Origin of the sequence: Desulfobaculum sp. SPO524 (assembly GCF_044987625.1) — a bacterium.
Lineage (GTDB): Bacteria > Desulfobacterota > Desulfovibrionia > Desulfovibrionales > Desulfovibrionaceae > Desulfobaculum.
In genome coordinates this window covers 397,728-421,828 of sequence record NZ_JBJDSB010000001.1, presented here as the reverse complement: position 1 = coordinate 421,828, position 24,101 = coordinate 397,728, and the positions used below count along the sequence as shown (strand labels likewise).

Sequence of the window (24,101 nt, the reverse complement as noted above, 5' to 3'; positions counted from 1 at the left end):
GGGCGGGTTTTCCCCTGCGCGTGCTTCGGCCCTTTTGCTTGGGGCTGGAGTTTGGTATTCGTGGATGGGAGCGGGAGTTGAACTCCCCGCGCTTCCCGTCCTGCGCCGTCTGGGCACGCGCCCTTGGCGGCGGCACACGAAATGAGGGACGGGCACGAACGTCTAAACCCGGAAGGATAGTATGCGAACGAAGATCATCGCCACGCTCGGACCAGCCTCCATGAAGTACGACATCATGAAGGGTATGGTGGAGCACGGGGTCCGCATTTTTCGTTTGAATTTTTCGCATTCCAATGCCGAGGCCTTCAAGCCCGTGGTGGCGGATATCCGCAAGCTGGAGCAGGAGACCGGCATCCGCCTGACCATCATGGGCGACCTGTGTGGTCCCAAAATCCGCATCGGGGAGGTGGAAGGCTCCCCCTTGCAGATCAACAAGGGCGACCGGGTGCTCCTTGGCCTGCCGAGCTACCAGCCGCAGACCATTGGCCGGACTTTTGTCAGCCTTGATGTGCCCGAACTTTTGCAGGGGCTTGGCGTTGGCGACGCGGTGTACCTTGCCGACGGCATGCTGCGCTTTACCGTGACCGAGGTGCAGGAACAGGACGAACTGTTCGAGATGGAGGCCAATACCGAAGGCCTGCTCACCTCGCACAAGGGCATTGCCTTCCCGGACAAAATTCACCCGCTTCCCGCCCTGACGGAAAAGGACAAGCAGGACCTCGCCGAAGGCCTGCCCATCGGGCTGGACGCTGTTGCCATGTCCTTTGTGCAGACGGCGGCGGATGTGAAGGAGCTGAAGGACCTGATTGCCCAGCATGGGTCGTCGGTGCCCGTGGTTGCCAAGCTGGAGCGCAAGCGCGCTGTGGAGAATGTGGAGTCCATTGTTGAGGCGGCGGACGCCATCATGGTGGCGCGCGGCGACCTTGGCGTGGAGTGCTCGCTGTCCACCCTGCCCGTGGTGCAAAAGCGGATTATCCGCGCCTGCCGCCACAAGCAGAAGGCCGTCATCGTCGCCACGCAGATGATGCTGTCCATGGTCAAGAATCCCGGCCCCACCCGCGCCGAGGCAACGGACGTGGGCAACGCCGTTATGGACGGCGCGGACTGCGTGATGCTGTCCGAGGAGACGGCCATCGGCAACTATCCCGTGGAGACCTGCGCGTATATCCAGGGCATTGCCCAGTACTGCGAGGACTACTATCTGGAGCGCCTTGGCGGCGCCTTCCGGCCGAGTCCGGAGAAGAACATCGTCAAGTACCTTGCCTATTCCGCCTGCGTGGTGGCCGAGCATGCCGAAAGCGCGGCGCTGGTCTGCCATTCCACCAGCGGCAGCACGGCGCGGATGCTGTCCAGCCGCAGGCCGTCGCTGGTCATGTATGCGCTGTCGCCGGATGAAAAGGCGCTACGGATGCTGAACTTTTTCTGGGGTGTGGTGCCGCGGGGTACGGACTCCAGCATTGAAAGCCACCTTCAGCGCGCTATTGCCTTTGTGCGGGCCGAGGAGAGCATAGCCCCCGGACACTCTGTGGTCATTACTTCAGGGCAGCCGCATCCGCCGGGACAGCCCGAGACCAAAACGAACACCATTAAATTGTTCTATAAGTAGAAACTTTTTTCTTCGGAAACAGACAGCGCCCCGCAGCCGACGGCTGCGGGGCGCTTTTGCGTGGGTGGCGTGGGTTGGGGGCACTTTTCCTGTGCAAAATCCAAGGGCGGATACCTGTATGCTGTGGCGTGGAGTTGTGGTGATGGGTTGTGTGTACTTGATGTGTGTTGACGGGTGTGGTCGTGGCACTTCGTGTATGAAAAATGGTGTGTAGCGCCGTGATGCATTCTGCGGCGAGGCTGTTGTGTGTATCCGGCCTGCTCGGTGCGGTGTGTTTTTCGTTTTGTGCTGTGAAAATATGGGCGCTGCGTTTTGCGAGGCGTGCACAGCGGCATTTCTGACAAGACTAGTCATCTGCAAGGAATTAGGGTATGCCGTCCGGATTCCAAAAGTTTTGAATCGGTGCCGGTAAAATTGCGTTCGCAATTTATTGTTAAGCACAACGGTTTATCTCGGCGGTGAACTATGCCGTATCAATGGCGCACGCCATGTTCAGGCGGCGGATAATTGACACCGCAATACGTCGGTCCCGAATCACTGATGCAGCTGAGATGATGAAGAGAGGGTTGTATGAAATCTGTTTTGAAGTGTCTTGTCCTGACGGCGCTCATCGTGATGTGCGCATTCCAGAATGTTCAGGCCGCGGGGTATGGCCTGTACGAATATAGCGCGCGCGGCAACGCGCTGGGCGGTGCGCTCATAGCCCGCACGCCCGATGCCTCCACGGCTGTCTTTAACCCCGCCAACGTGACCAATCTGCCCGGTACGCACTTTCAGGCCGGGTTCACGGCCATTAATCCGTACTCCACCATCACCTTTGATGATGACAAGTACGGCGACGCCACGGGCAAATCCAATGTATGGATTCCGCCGCACATGTACTTCACCTACCAGCAGGGTGAAAACCTGTGGATCAACCTCGCCACGTTCTCCCGCTTCGGCCTTGGCACGGAGTTCGAGGAAGACTGGTCCGGCCGCTACAACGTGAACTACGCGGGCATCGAAACGGTGTCCTTTAGCCCCTCCATCGCATGGAAAGCCAACGACAAGCTCTCCCTCGCCATCGGCCCGGAGTTCATGTGGTTCAAGTTCCGGCAGGAGAAGGTAGTGGATCAGAATGCCTTGAAGGTGAAGCATGGAATCGCTCCGAGTGCAGATGGAGTTTACAACCCTTCGACCTACGGTTCCGACTTCGACTCCGCGCTTGAGGGCGACAGCCTCGGAATGGGTCTGATGCTGGCCATGCACTACCAGTATAATGACGACCTTGCTTTTGGCCTGACATATCGCAGTCAGGTGAAGCAGGAAGTGAACGGCGAGGTCAGCTTTTCCTATGATGATGCGACAATGGATAACAATTTGAAGCCATTGCTGAAGACCGCCAATGCTGGCGCGACCATCATCCTGCCTGATGAAATCTTTGCCGGCGTGTCCTACAACGTGACGGATCGCCTTTCCGTGGAAGCCGACCTCGTGTGGACCAACTGGAGCCTGTACAATGAGCTGAACATCGAAAACGAAGATGTTCCAGCCTTGAGCACCAGCTCCACCAAGGACTACAACGACACCATCCGCGTGCAGCTTGGTGCGGAGTACCAGTACAACGACTGGCTGACCCTGCGCGGTGGCTACGTGTTCGACCAGTCCCCCATCGAGGACGAATACGCCGAGTACCTGTTGCCCACGGGCGACAGGCACCTGTTCTCCGCCGGTACCGGCTTCCGCTTTGACGAGCATTGGACCCTCGACCTGTCCTACACCTACCTCGTCGCCGAGGAGCGCCACTTTGATGAGCGCAAGGCCGAGGCCATCTACGACTCCAAGGGACACAACACCTTCACCCACCTTGTGGGCGTGACCGTGGGCTACGACTTCTAGCAGCCCGCTGAAGACGCGAAAAACACGCGGCCCGGATGTCCTTGGACATCCGGGCCGCTTTTGTTTTGGAAAAGTGTCGTGCAGGGGGAGAAGGGCGGAGGCGTTCGCCGCCGGTCCATCAGTGTGGTGCCCAGCCGTTCACCATTCACGGGCGGCTGGAGGACGAAGCCGGGCGCTTGCGCCAGAGGAGTGGCGTGCGCGCCGTTACGCCACCTCGTGCGCGGGCTTTGCCGCTTCCGTGAAGGTGCGGCGCAGGTCCGAGACGGAAAAGGGCTTGTCGATAACCGTGACCTGCGGGGCAAGGTGCGGTTCTGCCGCCGGGGGCCGGCGGTAGCCGCGCAGCCACACCACAGGCGTCTCCCCGGTGCGCGCCAGCAGGCTTTCAATATGCGCGGCCGGGCCGTCCCAGCACACCACGCCAAGGCGGTAGGGCGCAAAGTCCGGCATGGACGAGCGCGTGGGCAGCGGCGCAAGGTCCACCCGGTAACCCGTATCCGTCAGCATTTCCACCAGCAGGTCGCGCAGGGCATCGTCCGGGCACAGAAGCAGCGCGGGGTGCCGCTCCACAGGCGGGGCGGCAGGCTCCATCTTCGGCTCCGCCGGGGTGCTGGAAGTGTCGCCTTCAAATGCATCTTGAGGCGCACGCAGGGGTGCGGGCTGTTGGGAGATGGGCCGAAGCGGCGCGGGCTGGGCCGCAGGGGGCGCCGTATGGGAGCTTTGGAGCCGGGCGCGCAGGTCGCTGATGCGCTTTCGAACCACGGAGCGTGTGGCCGCAGTCTGCGCGGGGCTGACGTCCGTGTCGATGCTTTCAAGCAAGGCGTCGATGCGGTCCAGTTCGTGGATGGCGTGGCGCAGGATGGGCGTTGACGCTCCTGTGGCGGGGGCCTTTCGCGGGGCGTCCGTGGTTTGCTTCAGCCGCATGACCGAGGCATCCAGAAAACGGTGCGGGCTGATCATGCGGTTTTTGGACACGGCGGTGGAGCGGATGCGCGAGGCCACGTTCCGCAGAGCCATGGCCGCGTTGGAGCCGGGGTGCGTCTCCATAAGGGGGCGCTGAAATGCCGAGGCCGAGGCGATGCTTCTGTCCTCCGGAATATGCCCGAGGAAGGAGCAGTTCAGCCCAAGGCGCTGGCCAGCCGTGGCGCGCAGCTTTTCAAAGATGAGCCGCGCCTGTTTGGCGCTGCGGGCGCGGTTGACGAGGATGCGCGGCATCCACCACAGCCCCTCGCGCGAGAGGACTTTGGTCAGGGCGTAGGCGTCGGTGATGGAGGTGGCCTCCGGGTTCACCACAAGGATGACGTCCTTGGCGGACAGGCACAGCGAGGTCACCTGCGCGGTAATGCCCGGTGAATTGTCGATAATGATGTAGTCATAACTGCCAAGGGAGGCGCACTGCGTCACCAGACGCTTGCGCATGGGGCGGGTAAGCTCGGCCAGCCGGGGCACGCCGGATGCGCCGGAAATAAGGTCCACACCGGGACCGACGGGCATGATGGCCTCACGCATGGGCAGGTCGTCAAAGAGGACGTCCTCCAGCGTGTGGCGGGGCTGGATGCCCAGCAGGATGTCCACGTTGGACAGCCCGAGGTCTGCATCCAGAATGCACACGCTGTGGCCCATTTCGCCCAGTGCCCACGCAAGGTTGACGGTGACGTTGGTCTTGCCCACGCCGCCTTTGCCGCTGGCGATGGACAGGATGCGCGTGGGCGATTCTCCCGGTGGCATGTGCGTCATGACTCCTCCTTCCCCAGCAGGGTCTCCACTTCGGTCAGCAGGGCGTTTATCTCAAAGGGCTTGCGGATGCACCGCCTTGCCCCAAGACGCATGGCTTGGTCGACCTCGTCCGGACCGGCCATACCCGTCAGGATGACAACGGGCATGTCCGCTAGCTTGTCCTGCACGTGGGTCAGTAGGGACAGCCCGTCGCGCGAGGGCATGCGTAGGTCCAAAAGCAGCAGGCGGTAGCTGTGGGAAGCAAGGCGGGCAAGGCCTTCTTCACCATTGCAGGCGGTCTCAACGCGGTAGCCCTTGGCCTCCAGCGATTCGCTGAGGATGTCGCGGATGTGGCGTTCGTCGTCTACGACAAGGATGGCGTCATCCACAGGCGGCGCTGGGGCGGGAGTGGGCGTGCTGGCCTGCGCGTCCGGCGTGGCAAGGGGCAGGGTCACGCGGGCGGTGGTGCCGCGCCCCGGCGCGCTTTCGTACGTCATTTCGCCGTCATGTCCCGCAACAATGCTGTAGGACGTGGACAGCCCAAGGCCCGTGCCCTTACCTTCCTCCTTGGTGGAGTAGAAGGGGTCGAAAATTTTTTTGAGGGTTTCATTCGTCATGCCCACGCCGTTGTCCGTCACCGTGAGCACCGCGCGGCGGCCACTGCCCGTCAGGCGGGTCCGGACGTGGATGCGCCCCGGCGTAGCCGGGTCTTCGCGCTCGGTAATGGCGTGTTCCGCGTTGATGACAAGGTTGAGGAGCACCTGCTCCAGTTGGTTGGCGTCGCCAAGAATGTGGGGCAAATCCGGGGCAAGGTCGGTCTCCAGCCGGATGCCCTGCTTGCCCATTTCGCCGCGCACAAGGGCCAGCGTCCGCGTGACCACGTCCGCAAGGTTTGTCTTTTGCATCTTGGGCGGCATGGGGCGCGCAAAGTCCATCAGATTGCTGAGGATGGACGTGATGCGCTCAATCTGCTCCTTCATCTGGCTGAGGTCGCGCTTTTTTTTCTCGTCCTGCTCGCGGTGCTCCATGAGCTGCGTGCGCGCGTAGATGATGGCAAGGGGGTTGTTGATTTCGTGCGCGGCCCCGGCGGCAAGCTGGCCCACGGCGGCGAGGCGTTCGGCCTGCACCAGTTTGGAGTTGAGGCCTTTGAGCTTGCGCAGGGTGGTGGCAAGGTGCTCCGCCCGGCTTTCGAGCCGCGCCAGCAGGTCAAGGCGCTCCAGCGTGGCGGCCAGCAGTCCGGCAAGCTGGCAGTAGCCGATGTGCTCCTGCGTCAGCAGCCGCGCAGAGGGCTGTTCGGGCACAAAAAGCATTTCCCCAATAAAGGCGCTGCCCGTTGCGAGCGGCGCAATGCAAAACGGCGACTGCACGATAAGGCGCGTTGGCGCTTCGCCATCCGGCACGGGCGAGCGCGACAGGTAGCCCGTCAGAACCGCGGCGAGCGCGCCGGATGGGATGGTTTCCGCCGCATCCTGTGGCAGGGCAAGCTCTTCGGTGAGGGGCAGGCGCAGTTCCTGCGTGGTGGTGCCGTTCCAGTACAGTCCCTCCATGGCCGGGAGGTCTGCATTGACGCGGTACACAAAGCCCTCGCGCGAGCCAAGGCGCGTGCGCATGGTGGAAGCCATAAGGATAAATGCGTCCCACGGGTCGTGCATGGCGGCAAGGCTTGGCCCCACGACGCCAATGGTCTCCAGAATGCGCCCCGCGCGGCGCAGGCGCTCCGACGTGTCGAAGAGGTTTGCGTTCATGCCCGCAAGGCTGGCATTGGCGCGCTGCAGTGCCTCGAAATAGAACCGTGCCGCGTCGGCATCCAGATCAAAAATGGCCGCGCGCTTGGCGTACCCGTGCCCGATGCGGCTTTTGATGGCCTCCACCGCATCGTCCGTCAGGCCAAAGTGCGCCACCAGTGCGTCGCGCGTGGTGTCCTGCGGGCGCGACCAGCCATCCACCATCACGTCATGCGCCAGCAGGTTTCCGAGCTGGACCAAGGTAATAAGTCTACGGTCCACTCCCAGCCCCGCAAGGGCGTCCGGCGTTTGATGGTGCAGCCACGCCGCATCCGTCAGGCGGGCGGGGAGCTGCCACTGCTGGAGCAGCCATTTTCCGGCTTGCGTGTGGTCCACGCCAATGGCCTCGGTTTCAAGGTCCAGCATGGGCGCGCCCGTGGTTTTGCTCTCGTCCAGCAGGCGTTCGTAGACATGCGGCATCGCCATGAGCAGGACAAGTTTGCCGCAGTCGTGCACCATTCCGGCGGTAAAGGCCACGGACGCAAGTTCCGGCGCAACCTCCTCAGCCAGCAATTCCGTCGCCACGGCACTGGCGAGGGTGTGCTTCCAGATGTTCGTCAGGTTGGTGTCGCCCTGCTGCGGCTCCGCAAAGAACGTGTCGCGGATGATGACAGAGAGCATGGCGTTCTTGAGGCTGGTGAAGCCAATGGTAGACAGCGCCTGCTCCACATTTTCAATGTGGCCGCGGTAGTCGTACTTCATGCTGTTGGCCATGCGCAGGACCTTGACGGTCAGCGCCGGGTCGGACTCGATAAGGGGGGAAATATGGACGAAGTCCGCCGTTTCCTCCATGACTTCGGTCAGGATTTTTACGGCCACGGGCGGCGGTGCGGGCAGTTGCTCAATGTGGCGGATGACGGCTTTGACATCAGCGCCGCCGGAAGTTCTGGATTCGTCGGAGTGCATGGCCAGCCTTTTTCGTAACGGGTGTGCGGTGGACCGGGGAGCGGGTCCGGAACGGATCTTCTGTTCTCCGCATTACTGGAAGTAGGCAAAAAAGGCAAAAGCCGAGGGGGGATGCGCCACGCCGGAACAAAGGCCCACTGCGCCGTCTGGACAAGGTGCGCCGCCGTCATGTATGGCAGGAGAGCAACTGAGAAAGTGGCCCCCCGGCCGCGACATCTCCCGCAAATTCGCACGCTTTCCAAACAGGGCTCCCACCCGACAAACGATCCAGACAGACAGGCATGCAGCAGCACACCATTCTTCTCGTGGACGACGAAGCCGGAATCCTCGACATCTACCGCGAGGTGGTCGAAGAGGAAGGCCATACCGTGCTTACCGCAGGCAATGGCCGCGAGGCGCTTGATATGTTGGCCGCCCAGCCCGTTGATCTTGTGGTTTCCGACATTCGTATGCCCGTTCTCGACGGCCACGCCATGCTTGACGAAATGCGCCGCCGCGGCATGGATGCCGACGTCATCTTTCTTACCGGATACGCCACCGTGGACAGCGCCGTGCAGTGCCTGAGCAGAGGCGCAAGCGACTATCTGGAAAAGCCCTTCAACGTCTTTAAGTTTCGCGACAAGGTGCACGCCGTGCTCAACAAGCGCCAGCAGCGCCGCGCCCAGCTCGACGCACCAGACGCCCTTGGCCTTGTTCATAACCTGCGCGAAGCCATCGCCGCGCATTCCGACTTCAAATCCATTGTTCGTGAACTGCTCAGTCACACCCGCAAAGTGTTCGACCCCGACGGATTAGCCCTTTATCTCGTCGGCAGCAAAGGCGCCGCGCCCAGCCCCAAAGTTGTCTGGGGCGAGGCCTTCCGTGGCGGGTGCGACTGGTTCGAGGCCGCCGCGCCGCATCTGTTCACCAGCGATGATCCCGCGCTTTTCAGCCCCGGCGAGCTGACCGCGTATGTTCCCGACTGCCCCTCCGCCGTCTCCGTGATGTGCGCGCCCGTCGCCATGGGCCGGGGCGGGTATCTCGTCGTTATGCGTTCGTGCGAGTCCCGCGCCTACACCTCGGCAAACCTCAGCCTGTTGGCACTCTTTGCCATGCACGGCACCAGCGCCTTCGAGACCCTGCGCGTCGGCCGCAAGATGCAGGAGATGAATCTGGAAATCATCACCTCGCACGTCGCCTCCGTGGAAGCCAAGGACATCTACACCAAGGGCCACTCCGAGCGCGTCGGCCAGTACGCCGTCCTCCTCGGCCGTCAGATGGGCCTGCCCGAGCGTGAGCTGGAACTTCTCCGTTTCGCAGGTATTCTGCACGACGTCGGCAAGATTGGCATTCCCGACGAGATTCTCAACAAAGCGGGCCGCCTTACCGAAGACGAATTCGCGCGTATGCGCCAGCATCCTGCCATGGGACGCGACATCGTCTCCAAGATTTCTTCCTTTAAGGAACTGGTGCCCATCATCTATCACCATCACGAGCGCGTGGACGGCGCAGGCTATCCCGATGGTCTCATCGGCGACAGCATCCCCTTTCTCGCCCGCCTCATCAGCGTCGTCGACGGCTTCGAAGCCATGACCTCCGACCGCTCCTATCAAAAGGCCCGGAGCGTCGAGGATACCGTCTCCATTCTGCGCGGCAACGCCGGCACACAATGGGATGCCGCCATCGTCGACGCATGGTGCGACGTGGTGCACAAGGAATTCCTCTTCCTGCCCAACTAGCGCCGCCTCGCGCCACCATTGACGCAATACGCAAAACCGCCGCCCCGAGTTTCTCGGGGCGGCGGTTTTATCTTTGGGCAGGGCGGGTCGTTCCGCGAGGTTCCAGAGGTTAGCTCCGCTGGCTTAAGGGGCGCGGCCCCTTAAGAATCCCGAGGTTTTTCGGTCTGGGGACAGACCGAAAAAAGGGGGTGGGGTGCTTTGCTGTAGGCTTGGGGAGTTGCCCGCGTTGGTGGGGCGGCCATGTCGGGGCCGGAGAGAGGCCGTGTGGGTGGAACGGCAAAGTGGCGTATAAACGGGATTGTTAAGGGCCCACGGCCCTTAACCCTGCGGAGCAAAAAGTTGGTCTGTTCGTTACGCCGGGTTCCAGAGGTTAGCTCCGCTGGCTTAAGGGGCGCGGCCCCTTAAGGATCCCGAGGTTTTTCGGTCTGGGGACAGACCGAAAAAAGGGGGTGGGGTGCTTTGCTGTAGGCTTGGGGAGTTGCCCGCGTTGGTGGGGCGGCCATGTCGGGGCCGGAGAGAGGCCGTGTGGGTGGAACGGCAAAGTGGCGTATAAACGGGATTGTTAAGGGCCCACGGCCCTTAACCCTGCGGAGCAAAAAGTTGGTCTGTTCGTTACGCCGGGTTCCAGAGGTTAGCTCCGCTGGCTTAAGGGGCGCGGCCCCTTAAGAATCCCGAGGTTTTTCGGTCTGGGACAGACCGAAAAAAAGGGGTGGGGTGCTTTGCTGTAGGCCTGGGGAGTTGGCCGCGTTGGTGGGGCGGCCATGTCGGGGACGGATAGAGGCTGTGTGGGGGGAACGGCAAAGTGGCGTATGAATGGGATCGTTAAGGGCCCGCGGCCCTTAACCCTGCGGAGCAAAAAAACGGTGGCAAAAAGCCCCAAGGCCCGCACGGAATCAGCGGGCCTTGGGGCGTAAGGTGTTTGGCGTTGCGGCCGCGTGTGGTGCGGCTAGGGGCGCAGGAACAGGCCTTTGGCGAGGGCGGGGTGGTTGGCGCGCAGGGTGAGGGTGAGGCCGGAGTGGCCGACGTCGCGCTTTTCGCCAAGGTCGTTTTCCAGCGCGTAGCTTCCGGCGTCGAGGACGGGGCGTTGGAGTCCGGGGACGAGGATGCGCACGGGCTGGGTGGTGTCCCACTTAGAGCGCACGGCTACGGTCCACGCGTCGTCGCCGGTTTGCTCCACGATGCGGGCGAGCACGGGACGCTGCTCTGGGGCCGCGGGGTAGGTGACGCGCTTGTCGCCGGGCAGGAAGAAGCCTGTGGTCAGCGGGCGCGAGGCGGTGTTGAGCAGTTCGTGGAGGTAAGCCTGTGGGCGGAACGTGCCGTTTTGCACGTCGCGCAGTGCCGTGGCGTAGGCGTCCACCACCTGCGCGAGGTAGCCGCCGGATTTCATGCGGCCTTCAATCTTCAGGGACGTGATGCCCATGCGCATGAACCACGGCAGGAACTTGACGAGGCAGAGGTCTTCCGCCGCGAGGATGCTGCTCCAGCCGTCTTCCTCGTGGATTTCCCATGCCAGTTCGCCGGGGCGGGTCTTTTCCTCCACGGCGATGGCGCGGACGCCGTAGTTGAAGCGGCACGGGTGCGTGCACTGCCCAAGGTTGGCCGAACGCGCGTTCATGTGCGCGGACATGGTGCAGCGTCCGGAGACGGCCATACACATTGCGCCGTGGGCGAAGACTTCCAGCTCCAGCCCGGGCGTGGCGGCGGCGATGTCGCGGATGCCGCGCAGGCCAAGCTCTCGCGCAAGGTTGACGCGCGTGACGCCGAAGTCCTTCCAGAAAGCGGCGGATGCGGCGTTGGCGGTGTTTGCCTGCGTGGAAAGGTGTACCGGGATGTCCGGCAGGTGCTTGCGGGCAAGCATCAGGACGCCGGGGTCGGCGATGATGAGGGCGTCTGGGCGCGCCGCGTCCGTCATGTCGCCAAGGCGCTCCATGGCTTCGGCCACGCGCGGCAGGTCCTGCTGGCGGGGCAGGGCGTTGAGGCAGACATAGGCGCTGACGCCGCTGGCGTGCGCAGTGCGCACGGCGTCGGCGAGGCCGTCCCATGTGAACCCGGCGCTTTTGGCGCGCAGGTTCATGGTGGGGCCGCCAAGGTACACGGCGGATGCGCCGTAGGTCATCGCTGTTTCGAGTTTTTCGCGGTTTCCGGCCGGGGCCAGAAGTTCGGGGATGGTGGCGTTCATGATTCTAGGCGGGAAGTCCCTGCTTGATGCGTCGTTGTTTTATGGCGTCCAGCACGCTGACCGGAATGGCGAGATTGCCCTTGCCGGTCCCAAGCTGGACCTCTGGCTTCACGCTGCCGTGGAAGTCCGAGCCGCCGCTGACGGCAAGGTCCAACCGGTAGGCGAGGCCTTCGTATTCCTTTGTGAGGCGGTTGGAGTGCTCGGTATAGTGGCACTCCAGCCCGTCCAGCCCCATGGCCTTTAGGCCCTTGAGGCAGTGGTAGAGGTCTTCGTACGCAAGGCGCAGCGTAAACGGATGCGCAAGGATGACCGTCGCCCCTTCGCTTTTCAGCAGCGCGATGGCTTCCTCGGGCGTCAGCTTTGCCTTGGGCACATACGCCCGGCCCTTGTCGCCGAGGTAGTCCGTAAACGCCGCCTGAATGGTCGGCACGTGCCCCTTCTCAAGGAGCAATTGGGCAATGTGCGGGCGGCCGATACTGCCGTTTCCGGCCTTGGCGCGAAGCTCCTCGTCCGTAATGGCCACGCCGCCGCTGCGGAGCTTTTCTAGGATGAGCGTGTTGCGGTTTTGGCGGTGCTCAGTCAGCGTTGTAATCTTTTCCACCAGCCGCTCGGGGCGCTCCGGCAGAAACAGCCCAACAATGTGCATGAACCCATGGTCCGAGCTGACGCTGAGTTCGCAGCCGCCGATGACTTCCACCCCGTACTGCTCACCAGCGGCAAACGCCTCGCCCAGCCCGGAAACCGTGTCGTGGTCCGTCAAGGCCAGGGCCGCGATGTCGCGCTCCTTGGCAAGGCGGATGAGTTCCGTTGGGGTCAGGGTGCCGTCGGAGGCCGTGGAATGGGTGTGGAGGTCGATTATGGGCATGCTGCGTCCTTGTGTTCGCCGTGTGGCAGGTGGTATAGGCTTGAGGCATTGGCTAGTGCATACGCGCCGGGAGGTCAACGCCCGGCCTTGTGTCGCAGAAGGAATGCGGGTATAGCGTGGCAAGCGCCAGCAAGGAGGATTGAAATGGCTCTGAACAAGGAACTTCTCGATATTCTCGCCTGTCCTAAGTGCAAGGAATCCATTCATTTGACCCCCAAAGGGGATGGGCTCTACTGCGCCGCCTGCAAAAAGGTGTACCCCATCCGTGATGAGATTCCAATCATGCTGGTCGAAGAAGCCGTGCCCGCCAACGATTGGCCCGGTGGCGTCGGTCAGCCCGCAAAAGCCGACTAGACCCGTAAGCGCATACACATGGCAACAAAGCCCGCTGCTCCATACGAGCAGCGGGCTTTTGTGCGTTTTGTGGGTGGCGTCGGTGGTTGTGGGAGGGGGCAGGGTGGCGGTGGCGTAAAGAGGAAGAAGCGCCTCCGGCGGCTCAAGGGGCGTGCCCCCTTGAGAATCCCATGTGCGCACAGACCGGGTGCGTTTGGATTGGACGGTCGTCACCCCTGACGGCTCTCGGCTGAGTGGATGGGGAAGGTTTTTTGGGGGGCTTCGGCGCGTGGGGAAGGCCGGTGAGAATCCCTGACAGGTGTGCGCAAGAAAAGACAGAAAACCCGCCCGCCCACCCCCTTATTTTTTGGACGGCTTCCGTCCAAAAAATCCTAAGGATTGTTAAGGAAATTATTTCCTTAACCCGCCGGAGGCCCTCTTTTCCTCTGGCTCCAGCCATATGAGGCGTCATTTAAGATGGACGTACAGAACGCGTGCAAAATCGGGATTTTGCTTGCGTGTAGGCTGTGGAGCGGCTATTTTCAGATGATCGGAAAAGTGTGTGCGTAGGTCTGCGGGGTGACTGACATCTTTATTCCAGAGGGGACGACGATGCGCGATATTGGGCAATGCCGGAGTGATCCGGCGGCCACGGCTGTGACGGATGCGCGGCGGCGTGCGGTGGACACGGGGCAGGCCATGGTACTGGTGTGCCTGATCGCCTTTCTTGTGACCGGGGTGCGGGCGTGGGCGCTTGCGGCGACGGCGTGCATTGTGCTGACGATGGTGGTGCCGCGTGTGTTTGCGCCTGTTGCCGTGGTGTGGTTTGGCGCGTCGCATGCGCTGGGTACCGTGGTGTCCAAGGTGCTGTTGACCATTATCTATTACGTGCTGGTGACGCCTGTTGGCCTGCTTCGCCGCGTCCTTGGCCGCGACCCGCTGCTGCGCCGGCGCTGGAAGGACGGGGGCGGCTCGGTCTTTGTGCAGCGCGACCACACATTCACCGCCGCCGACGTGGACCGTCCGTACTAGGCGCATCCGTGCGCCCCAATTCACCCTCAGCCGGGAGGAGGCAGAAGTGGAGTTTCTGCGTGATTTGTGGGGCTTTTTAGTCGTTCGGAAAAAGTTTTGGCTGCTGCCTATTATTTTAACGCTCCTCGTCTTTGGCGTGCTCATCGTCTTGACCAGCGGCACCGCCATTGCGCCATTTATTTACACCGTGTTCTAAGGCCGCAAAAAGTGGAAGAACGAAGAAGGAAGAGGGAAGAGTGTGCTCCGCAGGTTTAAGGGCGGTGGGCCCTTAAAAATCCCAAGTGCGCACATGCCGGTTGCCTTTGAATGAAGCGCCCGTCACCCCTGACGGCTCACGCCTGAGTGGATGGGGAGAGTTTTTTGGGGGGGGCGTTGTCGCCAAGTGCAGACCGGTAAGAATTCCTGACAGGGGTGCGCAAAAAAAGCAGAAAACCCGCCTACCCACCCCTATTTTTTGGACGGCTTCCGTCCAAAAAATCCTAAGGATTGTTAAGGAAATTATTTCCTTAACCCGCCGGAGGCCCTCTTCTGCCTTGTTCTTCCTCTTCTTTTCACAAAATCGCATTGCATCATGACCTGCACATCGCCTTTGCTTGAGACTGGGAGGAACGGATGAAGGGCGCGATACTCGGAATCTCGGCGTTTTATCATGACAGTGCCGCTGTGTTGCTGCAGAACGGCGTGATTGTGGCGGCGGCGCAGGAGGAGCGTTTTACGCGGCGCAAGCACGACCCGGATTTTCCGAGGCGCGCGGTGCGCTACGTGCTTCGTGAGGGCGGGCTGACGTTGGACGAGCTTGATGCGGTGGTGTTTTATGACAAGCCGTACTTGAAGTTTGAGCGCTTGCTGGAGACGTACCATGCGTTTGCGCCGCGTGGGCTGACGAGCTTTTTGTCCGCGATTCCGGTGTGGATTAAGGAGAAGCTGTTCATGCGGCGGCTCTTGCGCGAGGAGCTTGGCCCGGCGCTGGACCATGGGGTGAAGCTGCTTTTTCCGGAGCACCACCTGTCGCATGCGGCGTCGGCGTTTTACCCGTCGCCGTTTGCGGAGGCGGCGATTTTGACGTTGGACGGCGTGGGCGAATGGGCGACCATGAGTATTGGCGTGGGCAAGGGCAAGGACGTGACGATGCTGCGGGAGCTGCGGTTCCCGCATTCGCTGGGGCTTTTGTACTCGGCGTTTACGGCGTTTTGCGGATTTCGGGTGAACAGCGGCGAATATAAGCTGATGGGCCTTGCGCCGTATGGCAGGGACGGCAGCGAGCGCGTGCGCGAGTGGAAGGCGCGGATTCTGGATGAACTGGTGGACCTGCGCGAGGACGGCTCCCTGCTGCTGAACATGGACTATTTCAATTACGCCACGGGCCTGACCATGTGCTGCAATGACAAATGGCAGCGGCTGTTTGGTATTGCCCCGCGCCAGCCGGAGACTGAGATTTCGCAGGAGTACATGGACATGGCGCTGGCGATTCAGCAAGTGACGGAGGAGGCCGTCTTTCGGCTGGCTCGTACGGCGCGGGAGCTGACGGGGCAGAGGAATTTGGTGATGGCTGGGGGCGTGGCGCTCAATTGCGTGGCAAATGGCAAGCTGATTCGCGAGGGCATGTTTGATGATGTGTGGGTGCAGCCTGCGGCGGGCGATGCCGGGGGCGCGCTTGGCGCGGCCTATGCCGCGTGGCATATCTGGAAGGGCGAGGAGCGCCCGGCGCCGGAGGGCGACGCCATGCGCGGGGCGTATCTGGGGCCGGAGTTTGAAGCCGGGGCGATACTGCGCGCGGCGCGGCGGTTTGGCGCGGTGTATGAAACGCATGATGATTATGATGCGCTGGCCGAGACGGTGGCGGGGTACATCGCCGAGGGCAAGGTCGTGGGGTGGTATCAGGGGCGCATGGAGTTTGGCCCTCGCGCGCTGGGCAACAGAAGCATCGTCGGCGACCCGCGCGACCCGGAGATGCAGAAAAAGTTGAACCTGAAGATCAAATACCGCGAGGGATTCCGGCCCTTTGCGCCGTCGGTGATGGATGAGGAACGCCAAGCGAATTTTGACCTTGATAGACCATCGCCGTATATGCTGGTGGTGGCTCCGGTGGCGGAAGGCGTGCAGAAGCCGCTGCCCGAGGGCTACGCGGAAATGCCCATGTACGAGCGCCTGTACGTGCAGCGCTCGACGATTCCGGCGGTGACGCACGTGGACTACTCCGCGCGCATCCAGACGGTGCACCGGGAGACGAATCCCCGGTACTGGGCGCTGATAGATGCCTTCCGGCGTCGCACGGGCTGTGGGCTGGTGGTGAATACGAGCTTTAATGTGCGCGGGGAACCCATCGTATGTACGCCGGACGACGCGTATACGTGCTTTATGCGCACGGAGATGGACGTCCTTGTCATGGGCGACATGGTGTTTGTGAAGGAGCGCCAACCAGCGTGGAACGAGGATGGCGACTGGCGCGAGAGCTTTGAACTGGATTGACGGATGTGCGGGGGACGGGGCAAGCGACGAGGCGTACAACGTGCGGGGCCGGGCTGCCTGCGCCATGCCGCCAGCCCGCGTTCTGCTTGCCCAGAGCGTGCCCCTGCGCATGGCATGAGTAAGAGACGTGGCACGCCGCCCCCGCGCGGCAGGCGGGCTGCGCAAGAGAAAAAGCCCCCGGAGCACAGGCTCGGGGGCTTTGTTGTGGCGTGTGGTCGCTCTGCACTATTTGGCGAAGCGGTCGTAGACCTTCTTGAAGCCTTCGGCGGAGCGGCGGATAACTTCCTCGCCCACACAGAAAGTGAGGCGGAAGTGGCCGGGACAGCCGAAGCAGGAACCGGGCACCGCGAGGATGCGCTCTTCCTGCAGGGCGGCGCAAAAGGCTTTGTCGTCCCCGCCGGGGGCCTCGGGGAAGAAGTAGAACGCGCCCTTAGGCATCACAAAGTTGTAGCCCGCATCGTCGAGCACACGGGTCATGGCCTTGCGGCGCTCGGCGTAGACGGTCACGTTCACCTGCGAGCCGATGGCCTTGGCCATAAGCACCTGCCCGATGGCCGGGGCATTCACAAAGCCAAGGATGCGGTTGGTCAGGGTGATGGCTCCGATGAACTCGCGCAGCTCCGGCATATTGGGCGAGGGAACAACGTAGCCCACGCGCTCTCCGGCGAGGGAGAGATTCTTGGAGACGGAACTGATGGTTACGGCGTAGGGGTACAGCGGGAGAATGGAGGGCACCTCCACCCCGTCAAAAGCGAGGAAGCGGTACGGCTCGTCCGCGATAAGGAAAATGGGGCGGCCGTATTCCTCGGTCTTTTTGGTGAGCAGGGCGGCCAGTTCGGTCAACTGCTCGCGGGTGTAGACCACGCCGGTGGGGTTGTGGGGCGAGTTGATGAGCACGGCGCGGGTCTTGGCCGTGATGGCGTCGCCGATGGCGTTGATGTCCAGCTCAAAGGTGCCGGGGCGCGCGGGCACGGGCCGCAGGCTGCCGCCGTGGTTGCCCACATAAAAGCCGTATTCCACAAAATAGGGCGACGGACAGATGACTTCGTCTCCCGGCTCAAGCACAGCGTGGAACATGGCGTTCAGGCCGCCGGCTGCGCCGCAGGTGATGATGAGGTCGTCCGCGTCGATGGCGATGCCCTGCTCGCCGGAAAGATAGTCGGCAAGGGCCTTGCGCGCGAAGGGATAGCCGGAGTTCGGCATGTAGCCGAAGGTGAAGGGCTTGTCGGCGTCGGCGGCCAAGTCGGAGAGTGCCTGCCCCACTGCGGGCGGTGCGGGAAGGTCCGGGTTGCCAAGGCTGAAATCGCACACGGCGTCTTCGCCGTATTTCGCCTTGAGTTCCAGCCCGGCCTCGAACATCTTCCGGATCATGGATGCGCCCTTGAGATGTTCCGTAATTTCAGAGGCCAGAATCTGCATAGCTCTATCCTTTTTGCAAGTGCCGCAAGCGCCCTGTTGCGAAGAGGGCGCTTACGTTACGGTATCCGTGTTCCCCGTGTGTTGCGTCAGGGAACGGTCAGTCCCAGTTTTTTATATTCGGAGATCTTGTTGCGCAGGGTGCGCACAGAGATGCCCAAGAGTTCCGCCGCCTGTGTGCGGTTGCCGTCGGTCTGCTCCAGCCGCTTGAGGATGGCGATGCGCTCAATGTCCTGCAGGCGCATGTCGTTGGCGCCAAGGGCGTCCTCCAGCGGGGAATCGTCGTCTGCTGCGGCGCCGATGTCGTCCTCCGGCAGTGCGCTGAGAACGTCGTCCTCCGGCAGGGGCCAAGAGTCCGTATCCAGCAGAAAGTGCACCTCGCGGATGGGGCCGTCTCCGGCAAGCAGGACGGCGCGTTCCATGAGGTTTTGCAGCTCGCGCACGTTGCCCGGCCAGTCGTAGGACAAGAGCCACTGGCGCGCCTCGTCGGAGAACGCCAGCTTGGGCAGCGCGTATTCTTTGGTATAGTGGTCCACAAAGAACTGCGCAAGCAGGATGATGTCCTCGCCGCGTTCACGCAGCGGGGGCAGGCGCAAGGGGATGACGTTCAGGCGGAAGAAGAGGTCCTGCCGGAAGGTCTTTTCCTTGACGCTTTCCTCAATGTCGCGGTTGGTGGTGGCCAGCACACGTACGTCCACCTTCACGGTGTCCGAGCCGCCAACGCGGTCGATTTCGCCTTCCTGCAATACGCGCAGCAGCTTGGCCTGCAGGCCGAGGTCCATCTCGGTGATTTCATCAAGGAGGATGGTGCCGCCGCTGGCAAGCTCGAACTTGCCGAGCTTGCGGCTGATTGCGCCGGTGAATGCGCCCTTTTCGTGGCCGAAGAGTTCGCTTTCCAGCAGGTGCTCGGGCAGGGCCGCGCAGTTGATGGCCACAAAGGGGCCGCCGTCGCGCTTGCTTTTGTGGTGCAGGAAGCGGGCGAACATTTCCTTACCGGTGCCGGATTCGCCGGAGATAAGGACGGACGCCTTGGACGGCGCAACCTGCGCGGCAAGGGCGAGCACGCGGCGCATGACGGGGTGGCGGCCAATGATGGTGACGCCGGATCCGGACCCACTGGCGGAAGCGGCGGGCGCTTCCGCGGCCTGCGGGGCAGGCTTTGAGCCGTTGGACTGCGGTAGAACGGCGCGGATTTTTTCCCAGATGAGAGGCTCCAGCCAGTAGTCGCGCGCGCCAAGCTCAAGAATGCGCCGCGCCTCGGACGCGGAGCCGCGCTCGGTAAAAACGATGACGGGCGGAAAGTCCGCCACAGTGGCCGCGTGGGTCAGCAGGTCGTCGACCTTGTAGCCCGGCAGCGTGCTGGCGGAAAACACAACGCACGGCCCACTCTTGGCGATAAAGTCAAGAGCGCCGGAAAGGTTCTCGGCCAGTCCCGCGGTGATGCCTGCTTCCTTAAAGGCAGGAAACAGCTCCGTCACGGACTGGGGTTTAGACAGAAAAAGTATGGTCTTGCCCGACATGAGACAAGTCAATATCCTTTCCGCCGAGTATTTTCAATCGTTTGGCCGCCAGGAGGACGTGTCTTCCCGCCGCGGCGGCGGTCTGGTGGCGGGAAGGGGCCGCACCCTCGGCGTTGGTGCTGGCCTTTCGTCAAAAACGTGGACACACGGTCAAAAAAGGAGAACCCATGAACGGTTCCGATCTGCTGGCCCTTTTTGCGCAGATAGCAGAAGGGGGCCTGTCGCCCGATGCAGCGCTGGAGCGCTTTACGGCCATGCCCATCGCGGAGCTGGCGGGCGGCGTTACCCTTGATCCGCACCGTCTTGCCCGGACTGGGGTTGGCGAAGTGGTCTTCGGCCCTGGCAAAACTTTGGCGCAACTGGAAACCTGTCTTCGTGGGTTGCAGGATGCAGGCCAACGTGCGCTGGCCACCCGTGTGGCGCCGGAAAAAGGCTACGCGCTCGGCGAGCGTCTGCCTAGTGGAATCTACCATGAACAGTCCGGAATGTTTATTCTTGGTGCGGATTTGGGCCTTGAGGGGCCGTATCCGCAGCGCGGTGAGGTGTGCGTGGTGACGGCTGGGGCCTCGGATATGGGCGTGGCGCTGGAGGCCTACGGCGCGGCGCGGTTCTTTGGGCTGGACTGCGGGCTGGTGACGGATGTTGGCGTGGCGGGCGTGCACCGGCTGACGCCGCATTTGGCGGCCTTGTCGAGTGCGGCGGTGCTGATTGTTGTGGCCGGGATGGACGGCGCGCTGCCCAGCGTGCTTGCCGGACTTGTGTCCCCGCCCATTGTTGCGGTACCCAGCACATCGGGCCGGGAGAATCAGATGGGCGGTGTGTCGTCACTGATGGCTATGCTCAACTCCTGCTCCCCCGGCGTTTCCGTCATGAACATCGACAACGGCTTCGGCGCGGCGGCCTTTGCCGCCAAGGTGGTGCGCGCTGTGCACAGAGCGCCAGCGCCGCATCCGGCCAGAGCGGAGGACTGAGTGGACGAATTGCAAACAGCCCCGGCGCGTGGGCACATGCCCTTTTGCGTACGCATTGCCGACGCCGGGGTGGACGACATATGCGATATTGCCGCAGTTGCGGATTTTTTGCAGAACAGCGCGGCGGGGCACGCCGCAGACCTTGGCTTTCATAATGACAAGCTGGCCGCCGAGGGCGTGGCGTGGGTGCTGGTGCGTGAATACATCGCCATGGACCGCTATCCCGCCATTGGCGAGCCGGTCACCGTCACCACGTGGCCCGCGTCCCTCACGCGCACCCGTGCGCGGCGCGACTTTGTGCTCACCGGGCGCGATGGCGAACGCCTTGGCGTCGCCACCAGCGTGTGGGTGACCATTGACGTTGCCAGCCGCCGCATTGCGCCCATACCGGCCATTGTGGCCGCCGCCTATCCGGATACACCGGACCACAGCGTGGAATTGCCCGCAGGCAAGGTCCCCCGCCTTGGGGACGACGCCAGGCAGCGGACGGCGCGTATTCTGACGCGGCGCAGCGACCTCGACAGCAATGGGCACGTGAACAATGTCCACTATGTGGAGTGGGCCATGGAGGCCCGCCCGGAGGAGCTTCCCGCGCGCCCGCTGACCTGCGACATCACCTTCCGCGCGGAGGCTGGAGCGGGGCAGATGCTCCTCTCCCACGCCGGACGCGTGGACGGCAGGGTGCTGCACAGCCTTGTGCGCGAGGAGGACGGCGTGGAGGTGGCCCGGCTTGCCACCACGTGGGCGCAGGAGAGTGGTGAATAACCGGGCGCGGATTCCACGCGCTGGGCGGGCGGCCCCGCATGGAACGTGGGCCGCGTTGGCGCGGCATGTTTTTGCGCCTTGCACCGCACTCTTGTTAAGGGACATCCCGGAGCGTGCTCCCCGTCACATTGACCAGACAACGGAAAGGACGACTGATGACTTCAGACATTTTCGCCTCGCGCCGGAACAGACTGCGCATGAAGCTTGTGGAGCATGGCCTTGACGCGGTGCTCATCTCCTTTGCGGCCAACAGATACTACCTGAGTGGCTTTGAACTGCACGACCCGCAGTGCAACGAATCCTCGGGTATGGTGCTGGTGACCCGCTCCGGCGAGGACTGGCTGTTGACGGACTCGCGCTTTGTGGACGCCGCGGCGCGGCTGTGGGACCCGGAGCGCGTGTTTATCTACAAGGCTCCCCGGCACGACAGCGTGGGAGCGTTTTTGCGCGACCAGTGCACCGGCCCCGTGGGATTTGAGAGCACGAGCTTCAGCTACCGCTTTTGGAAGGACCTGTCCGGCCACGTGAGCCTGATGCCCACCACGGGCATGGTGGAGAAGCTGCGCCTTGTGAAGGACGAGCGGGAAATCGCCGCCATGCGCGCCGCCTGCGCCCTGAACCACAAGGTCTTTGAGCAGGTGGAGCGCGACGTATTGCGCCCCGGCCTTACCGAAGCCCAGTTGGCGTGGGAGATTGAAAAGCGCTACCGCGAGCAGGGCGCAAGCGAATTGGCCTTTGCCACCATCGCCGCCGTTGGTCCCAATGGCGCGTTGCCGCATGCCATCCCCGGCGCGGATACCATCACGGACAATTGTCCCGTGCTCATCGACAAGGGGTGCCGCGTGGAGGACTATTGCTCCGACCAGACCCGCACTTTTTGGGTGGGAGACGCGCCAACGGACGCCTTCCGCTACGCTCTCGACAGAACGCGCGAGGCGCAGGCCGCGGCCATCAAGGTCATCCGCCCCGGCGTGCCGATCCGCGCGGCGTACGATGCCGCTGTGGACGTGTTTGCAAAGTATGGCGTGGAGAAGCATTTTACGCATTCCCTCGGCCACGGCGTGGGGCTGGAGACGCACGAACAGCCCGGCGTCGGGCCGCGAAGCGAGGGCGAATTCCGCCCCGGTATGGTGGTCACGGCGGAGCCGGGGCTGTATTATCCGGAGTGGGGCGGCATCCGCTGGGAACACATGGTGCTGGTCACCGAAGACGGCTGTGAGGTTTTGTGAGAAAACGACGTATAGGAAAGGCCAAAAGCCGCGCCTACGCGGAGGCGGCAATCCGCCCCGCGCGCTCGCGCCGCGTGTATTTGCGCATGAATCCGGCGGATATGGCGTACCTCAAGTTTATTCTGGAGGGGTATGACAATTTGGCCTATTTGAGTACAGTGGACAGGTACAGCGCTGTGGCGCAGTTTGTGTATACCAAAGGGCAGGAGCGGGAGGCGCTGACCTTCCTTGAGGATATGCGCAAGGAACTCGGCTTCACCATTATCAAATCCTGCACCGGAGACTAACCACAAGGACGGCTGAGCATGGGACGCACCCGGAGAATGGCGATTGTGAGCGTGTTGGCCTTGGTGAGCCTTGTCTGCCTTGGAATGGGCAGCATGGGCCAGTCCGTAAAAGTGACCAAGGTGCCTGAGCCGGACCGGCTGTTCACTGCCGAGGTGGTGGACGCCGAGGACACGTCCTACACCGTGCGCGAATTCTCCGTAGAGGGTCTGACGCTGGTGCCGGTGACCCTCGGCAAGGCCGAGGTCAGCATTGACTTCGCCGCCATCCGCAGTGTGGAGTTCCAGTACGATGAGCCGACCCTTGCCGCCGTGGTCACCTACCGCGACGGCAGTACCCGCAAGGTGCGCGTGGAGCCGGGGGTGAACTTTTATGGCCGCACCAAGTGGGGCATGCTCCGCCTTGCCGCGCGCGACGTGCGGCGGGTGACCTTTGTGCAGCAGGAGGCGACGCCCGCGCCGTAATCCTGCTTCCGCAAGACATATGACAAAGCCCGCACCGGATGCATCCGGTGCGGGCTTTTTTGCGTGTATGGCGCGGGGTTAGCTGTCGCTGCGGTGGACCGCCAGCGGAGCAAAGGCCTGCTGCACGGGCATCAGCTCAATGGAGTTGATGTTGACGTGCGCGGGCTGGCTGGCCGCCCAGAAGATGCTCTCCGCAATGTCCTCGGGGGTGAGGGGGGAGACGTTCTCGTAGACTTTGGCGGCCTTTTCCGCGTCGCCCTTAAAGCGGACCACGGAGAATTCGCTCTCCGCCAGCCCCGGCTCAATGTTGGTGACGCGGACGGGCGTGCCAAGCAGGTCCGCCCGCAGGTTGCGGGAGAACTGCTTCACGAAGGCTTTGGTGGCGCCGTAGACGTTGCCGCCCGGATAGGGGTAGGTGCCCGCGATGGAGCCAAGGTTCACAACGTGGCCGCGGCCGCGCTGAATCATCCCCGGCGCGATGAGGCGGGTCATGTACAACAGGCCCTTGATGTTGGTGTCGACCATGGTTTCCCAGTCGCTGAAGCGGCATTCCTGCGCGGGCTCCAGGCCAAGGGCCAGACCGGCATTGTTCACCAGCAGGTCGATGTTTTTAAACTCCTCAGGCAGGGAGGACAGGGCCTCTTCAATGGCTTCGCTGTCGCGCACGTCGAACTGCAGGGGATGGACCTTGGCCGGGGCCAGTTCGTCCACAATGGCGTCAAGACGGGACTTGCGGCGGCCGGTGATGACCACCGTCCAGCCCTCCGCGGCAAAGCGGCGGGCAGTGGCAAGGCCAAATCCGGCAGTTGCGCCGGTGATGAGTACGGTTTGAGACATGGAGCCTCCTCTGTGGCTGTATGACCATGAAATGAATGGGCAAGGTGTACCGCATCATGGGGGCACTGCACAACAGGTTGGGGGCATTCTCCCCGCAGGGATTGTGAAATGTCGGCGTGCTGTCACAAAGA

The 24,101-nt window shown here is 62.7% G+C and carries 19 protein-coding genes; 12 read left to right on the top strand and 7 right to left on the bottom strand.

What is annotated here, in order from left to right; all coding sequences use genetic code 11:
- The first annotated feature begins 181 nt into the window (after window positions 1–181).
- Both pyk and ACI3L3_RS01800 read left to right on the top strand, forming a co-directional pair.
- Window positions 182–1,606, top strand: coding sequence for a pyruvate kinase (pyk, locus tag ACI3L3_RS01805; protein ID WP_404843379.1), 1,425 nt, complete (start codon window positions 182–184; stop codon window positions 1,604–1,606).
- Between the two features lie 570 nt (window positions 1,607–2,176).
- Complete coding sequence (locus ACI3L3_RS01800; protein ID WP_404843378.1) at window positions 2,177–3,484, top strand: OmpP1/FadL family transporter; 1,308 nt, start codon at window positions 2,177–2,179, stop codon at window positions 3,482–3,484.
- 204 nt (window positions 3,485–3,688) lie between these two features.
- Here ACI3L3_RS01800 and ACI3L3_RS01795 read toward each other — a convergent pair whose 3' ends face one another.
- Together ACI3L3_RS01795 and ACI3L3_RS01790 are read right to left on the bottom strand one after the other, a co-directional pair.
- Complete coding sequence (locus tag ACI3L3_RS01795; protein WP_404843377.1) at window positions 3,689–5,218, bottom strand: MinD/ParA family protein; 1,530 nt, start codon at window positions 5,216–5,218, stop codon at window positions 3,689–3,691.
- Entirely contained in the window at window positions 5,215–7,887 is a 2,673-nt protein-coding gene (locus ACI3L3_RS01790; protein ID WP_404843376.1) for an HDOD domain-containing protein, read from the bottom strand. Before ACI3L3_RS01790 ends, ACI3L3_RS01795 begins: the two co-directional genes overlap by 4 nt.
- Before the next feature lie 281 nt (window positions 7,888–8,168).
- Between ACI3L3_RS01790 and ACI3L3_RS01785 the strand changes: the two genes are divergently transcribed.
- The gene (locus ACI3L3_RS01785; protein ID WP_404843375.1) at window positions 8,169–9,605 is read left to right on the top strand and encodes an HD domain-containing phosphohydrolase; all 1,437 of its coding nucleotides are present in this window, start codon (window positions 8,169–8,171) and stop codon (window positions 9,603–9,605) included.
- A 946-nt stretch (window positions 9,606–10,551) separates the two neighbouring features.
- Here the strand turns inward: ACI3L3_RS01785 and ACI3L3_RS01780 are convergent.
- Complete coding sequence (locus tag ACI3L3_RS01780; RefSeq protein WP_404843374.1) at window positions 10,552–11,784, bottom strand: peptidase U32 family protein; 1,233 nt, start codon at window positions 11,782–11,784, stop codon at window positions 10,552–10,554.
- Between the two features lie 4 nt (window positions 11,785–11,788).
- On the bottom strand, window positions 11,789–12,649 hold the full coding sequence (locus tag ACI3L3_RS01775) for a PHP domain-containing protein (RefSeq protein WP_404843373.1): 861 nt from the start codon (window positions 12,647–12,649) through the stop codon (window positions 11,789–11,791).
- 144 nt (window positions 12,650–12,793) lie between these two features.
- Here ACI3L3_RS01775 and ACI3L3_RS01770 point away from each other — a divergent pair, with 144 nt between their 5' ends.
- The 4 genes from ACI3L3_RS01770 (at window position 12,794) to ACI3L3_RS01755 (ending at window position 16,483) form a co-directional block, all read left to right on the top strand.
- Window positions 12,794–13,003 carry a Trm112 family protein gene (locus ACI3L3_RS01770; protein ID WP_404843372.1) on the top strand — a complete coding sequence of 70 codons (210 nt, stop codon included), beginning with the start codon at window positions 12,794–12,796 and terminating at the stop codon, window positions 13,001–13,003.
- A 591-nt stretch (window positions 13,004–13,594) separates the two neighbouring features.
- Complete coding sequence (locus ACI3L3_RS01765) at window positions 13,595–14,014, top strand: SxtJ family membrane protein (protein ID WP_404843371.1); 420 nt, start codon at window positions 13,595–13,597, stop codon at window positions 14,012–14,014.
- A 46-nt stretch (window positions 14,015–14,060) separates the two neighbouring features.
- Window positions 14,061–14,210 carry a DUF5989 family protein gene (locus tag ACI3L3_RS01760; protein WP_404843370.1) on the top strand — a complete coding sequence of 50 codons (150 nt, stop codon included), beginning with the start codon at window positions 14,061–14,063 and terminating at the stop codon, window positions 14,208–14,210.
- Between the two features lie 416 nt (window positions 14,211–14,626).
- Window positions 14,627–16,483: a carbamoyltransferase gene (locus tag ACI3L3_RS01755; protein WP_404843369.1), complete on the top strand. Its 1,857-nt coding sequence runs from the start codon at window positions 14,627–14,629 to the stop codon at window positions 16,481–16,483.
- Between the two features lie 225 nt (window positions 16,484–16,708).
- Here the strand turns inward: ACI3L3_RS01755 and ACI3L3_RS01750 are convergent, their stop codons facing one another.
- Together ACI3L3_RS01750 and ACI3L3_RS01745 are read right to left on the bottom strand one after the other, a co-directional pair.
- Window positions 16,709–17,902: a pyridoxal phosphate-dependent aminotransferase gene (locus ACI3L3_RS01750; protein ID WP_404843368.1), complete on the bottom strand. Its 1,194-nt coding sequence runs from the start codon at window positions 17,900–17,902 to the stop codon at window positions 16,709–16,711.
- Between the two features lie 86 nt (window positions 17,903–17,988).
- Window positions 17,989–19,419: a sigma 54-interacting transcriptional regulator gene (locus tag ACI3L3_RS01745; protein WP_404843367.1), complete on the bottom strand. Its 1,431-nt coding sequence runs from the start codon at window positions 19,417–19,419 to the stop codon at window positions 17,989–17,991.
- 167 nt (window positions 19,420–19,586) lie between these two features.
- On the opposite strand from ACI3L3_RS01745, the gene larB reads away from it, so the two are divergent.
- From larB to ACI3L3_RS01720, 5 genes are all read left to right on the top strand, one after another.
- On the top strand, window positions 19,587–20,390 hold the full coding sequence (gene larB / locus ACI3L3_RS01740; RefSeq protein ID WP_404843366.1) for a nickel pincer cofactor biosynthesis protein LarB: 804 nt from the start codon (window positions 19,587–19,589) through the stop codon (window positions 20,388–20,390).
- Window positions 20,391–21,155 carry an acyl-[acyl-carrier-protein] thioesterase gene (locus ACI3L3_RS01735; protein WP_404843365.1) on the top strand — a complete coding sequence of 255 codons (765 nt, stop codon included), beginning with the start codon at window positions 20,391–20,393 and terminating at the stop codon, window positions 21,153–21,155.
- Between the two features lie 155 nt (window positions 21,156–21,310).
- Entirely contained in the window at window positions 21,311–22,384 is a 1,074-nt protein-coding gene (locus ACI3L3_RS01730) for a M24 family metallopeptidase (protein WP_404843364.1), read from the top strand.
- A complete protein-coding gene (locus ACI3L3_RS01725; protein WP_404843363.1) occupies window positions 22,381–22,671 on the top strand; it encodes a DUF4911 domain-containing protein in 291 nt (96 codons plus the stop codon). The genes ACI3L3_RS01730 and ACI3L3_RS01725 overlap by 4 nt, the downstream gene beginning before the upstream one ends.
- Window positions 22,672–22,689: 18 nt before the next feature.
- On the top strand, window positions 22,690–23,133 hold the full coding sequence (locus ACI3L3_RS01720; RefSeq protein WP_404843362.1) for a hypothetical protein: 444 nt from the start codon (window positions 22,690–22,692) through the stop codon (window positions 23,131–23,133).
- Between the two features lie 78 nt (window positions 23,134–23,211).
- On the opposite strand, the gene ACI3L3_RS01715 is transcribed toward ACI3L3_RS01720, so the two are convergent.
- Complete coding sequence (locus tag ACI3L3_RS01715; protein ID WP_404843361.1) at window positions 23,212–23,970, bottom strand: SDR family oxidoreductase; 759 nt, start codon at window positions 23,968–23,970, stop codon at window positions 23,212–23,214.
- Between the last annotated feature and the right edge of the window lie 131 nt (window positions 23,971–24,101).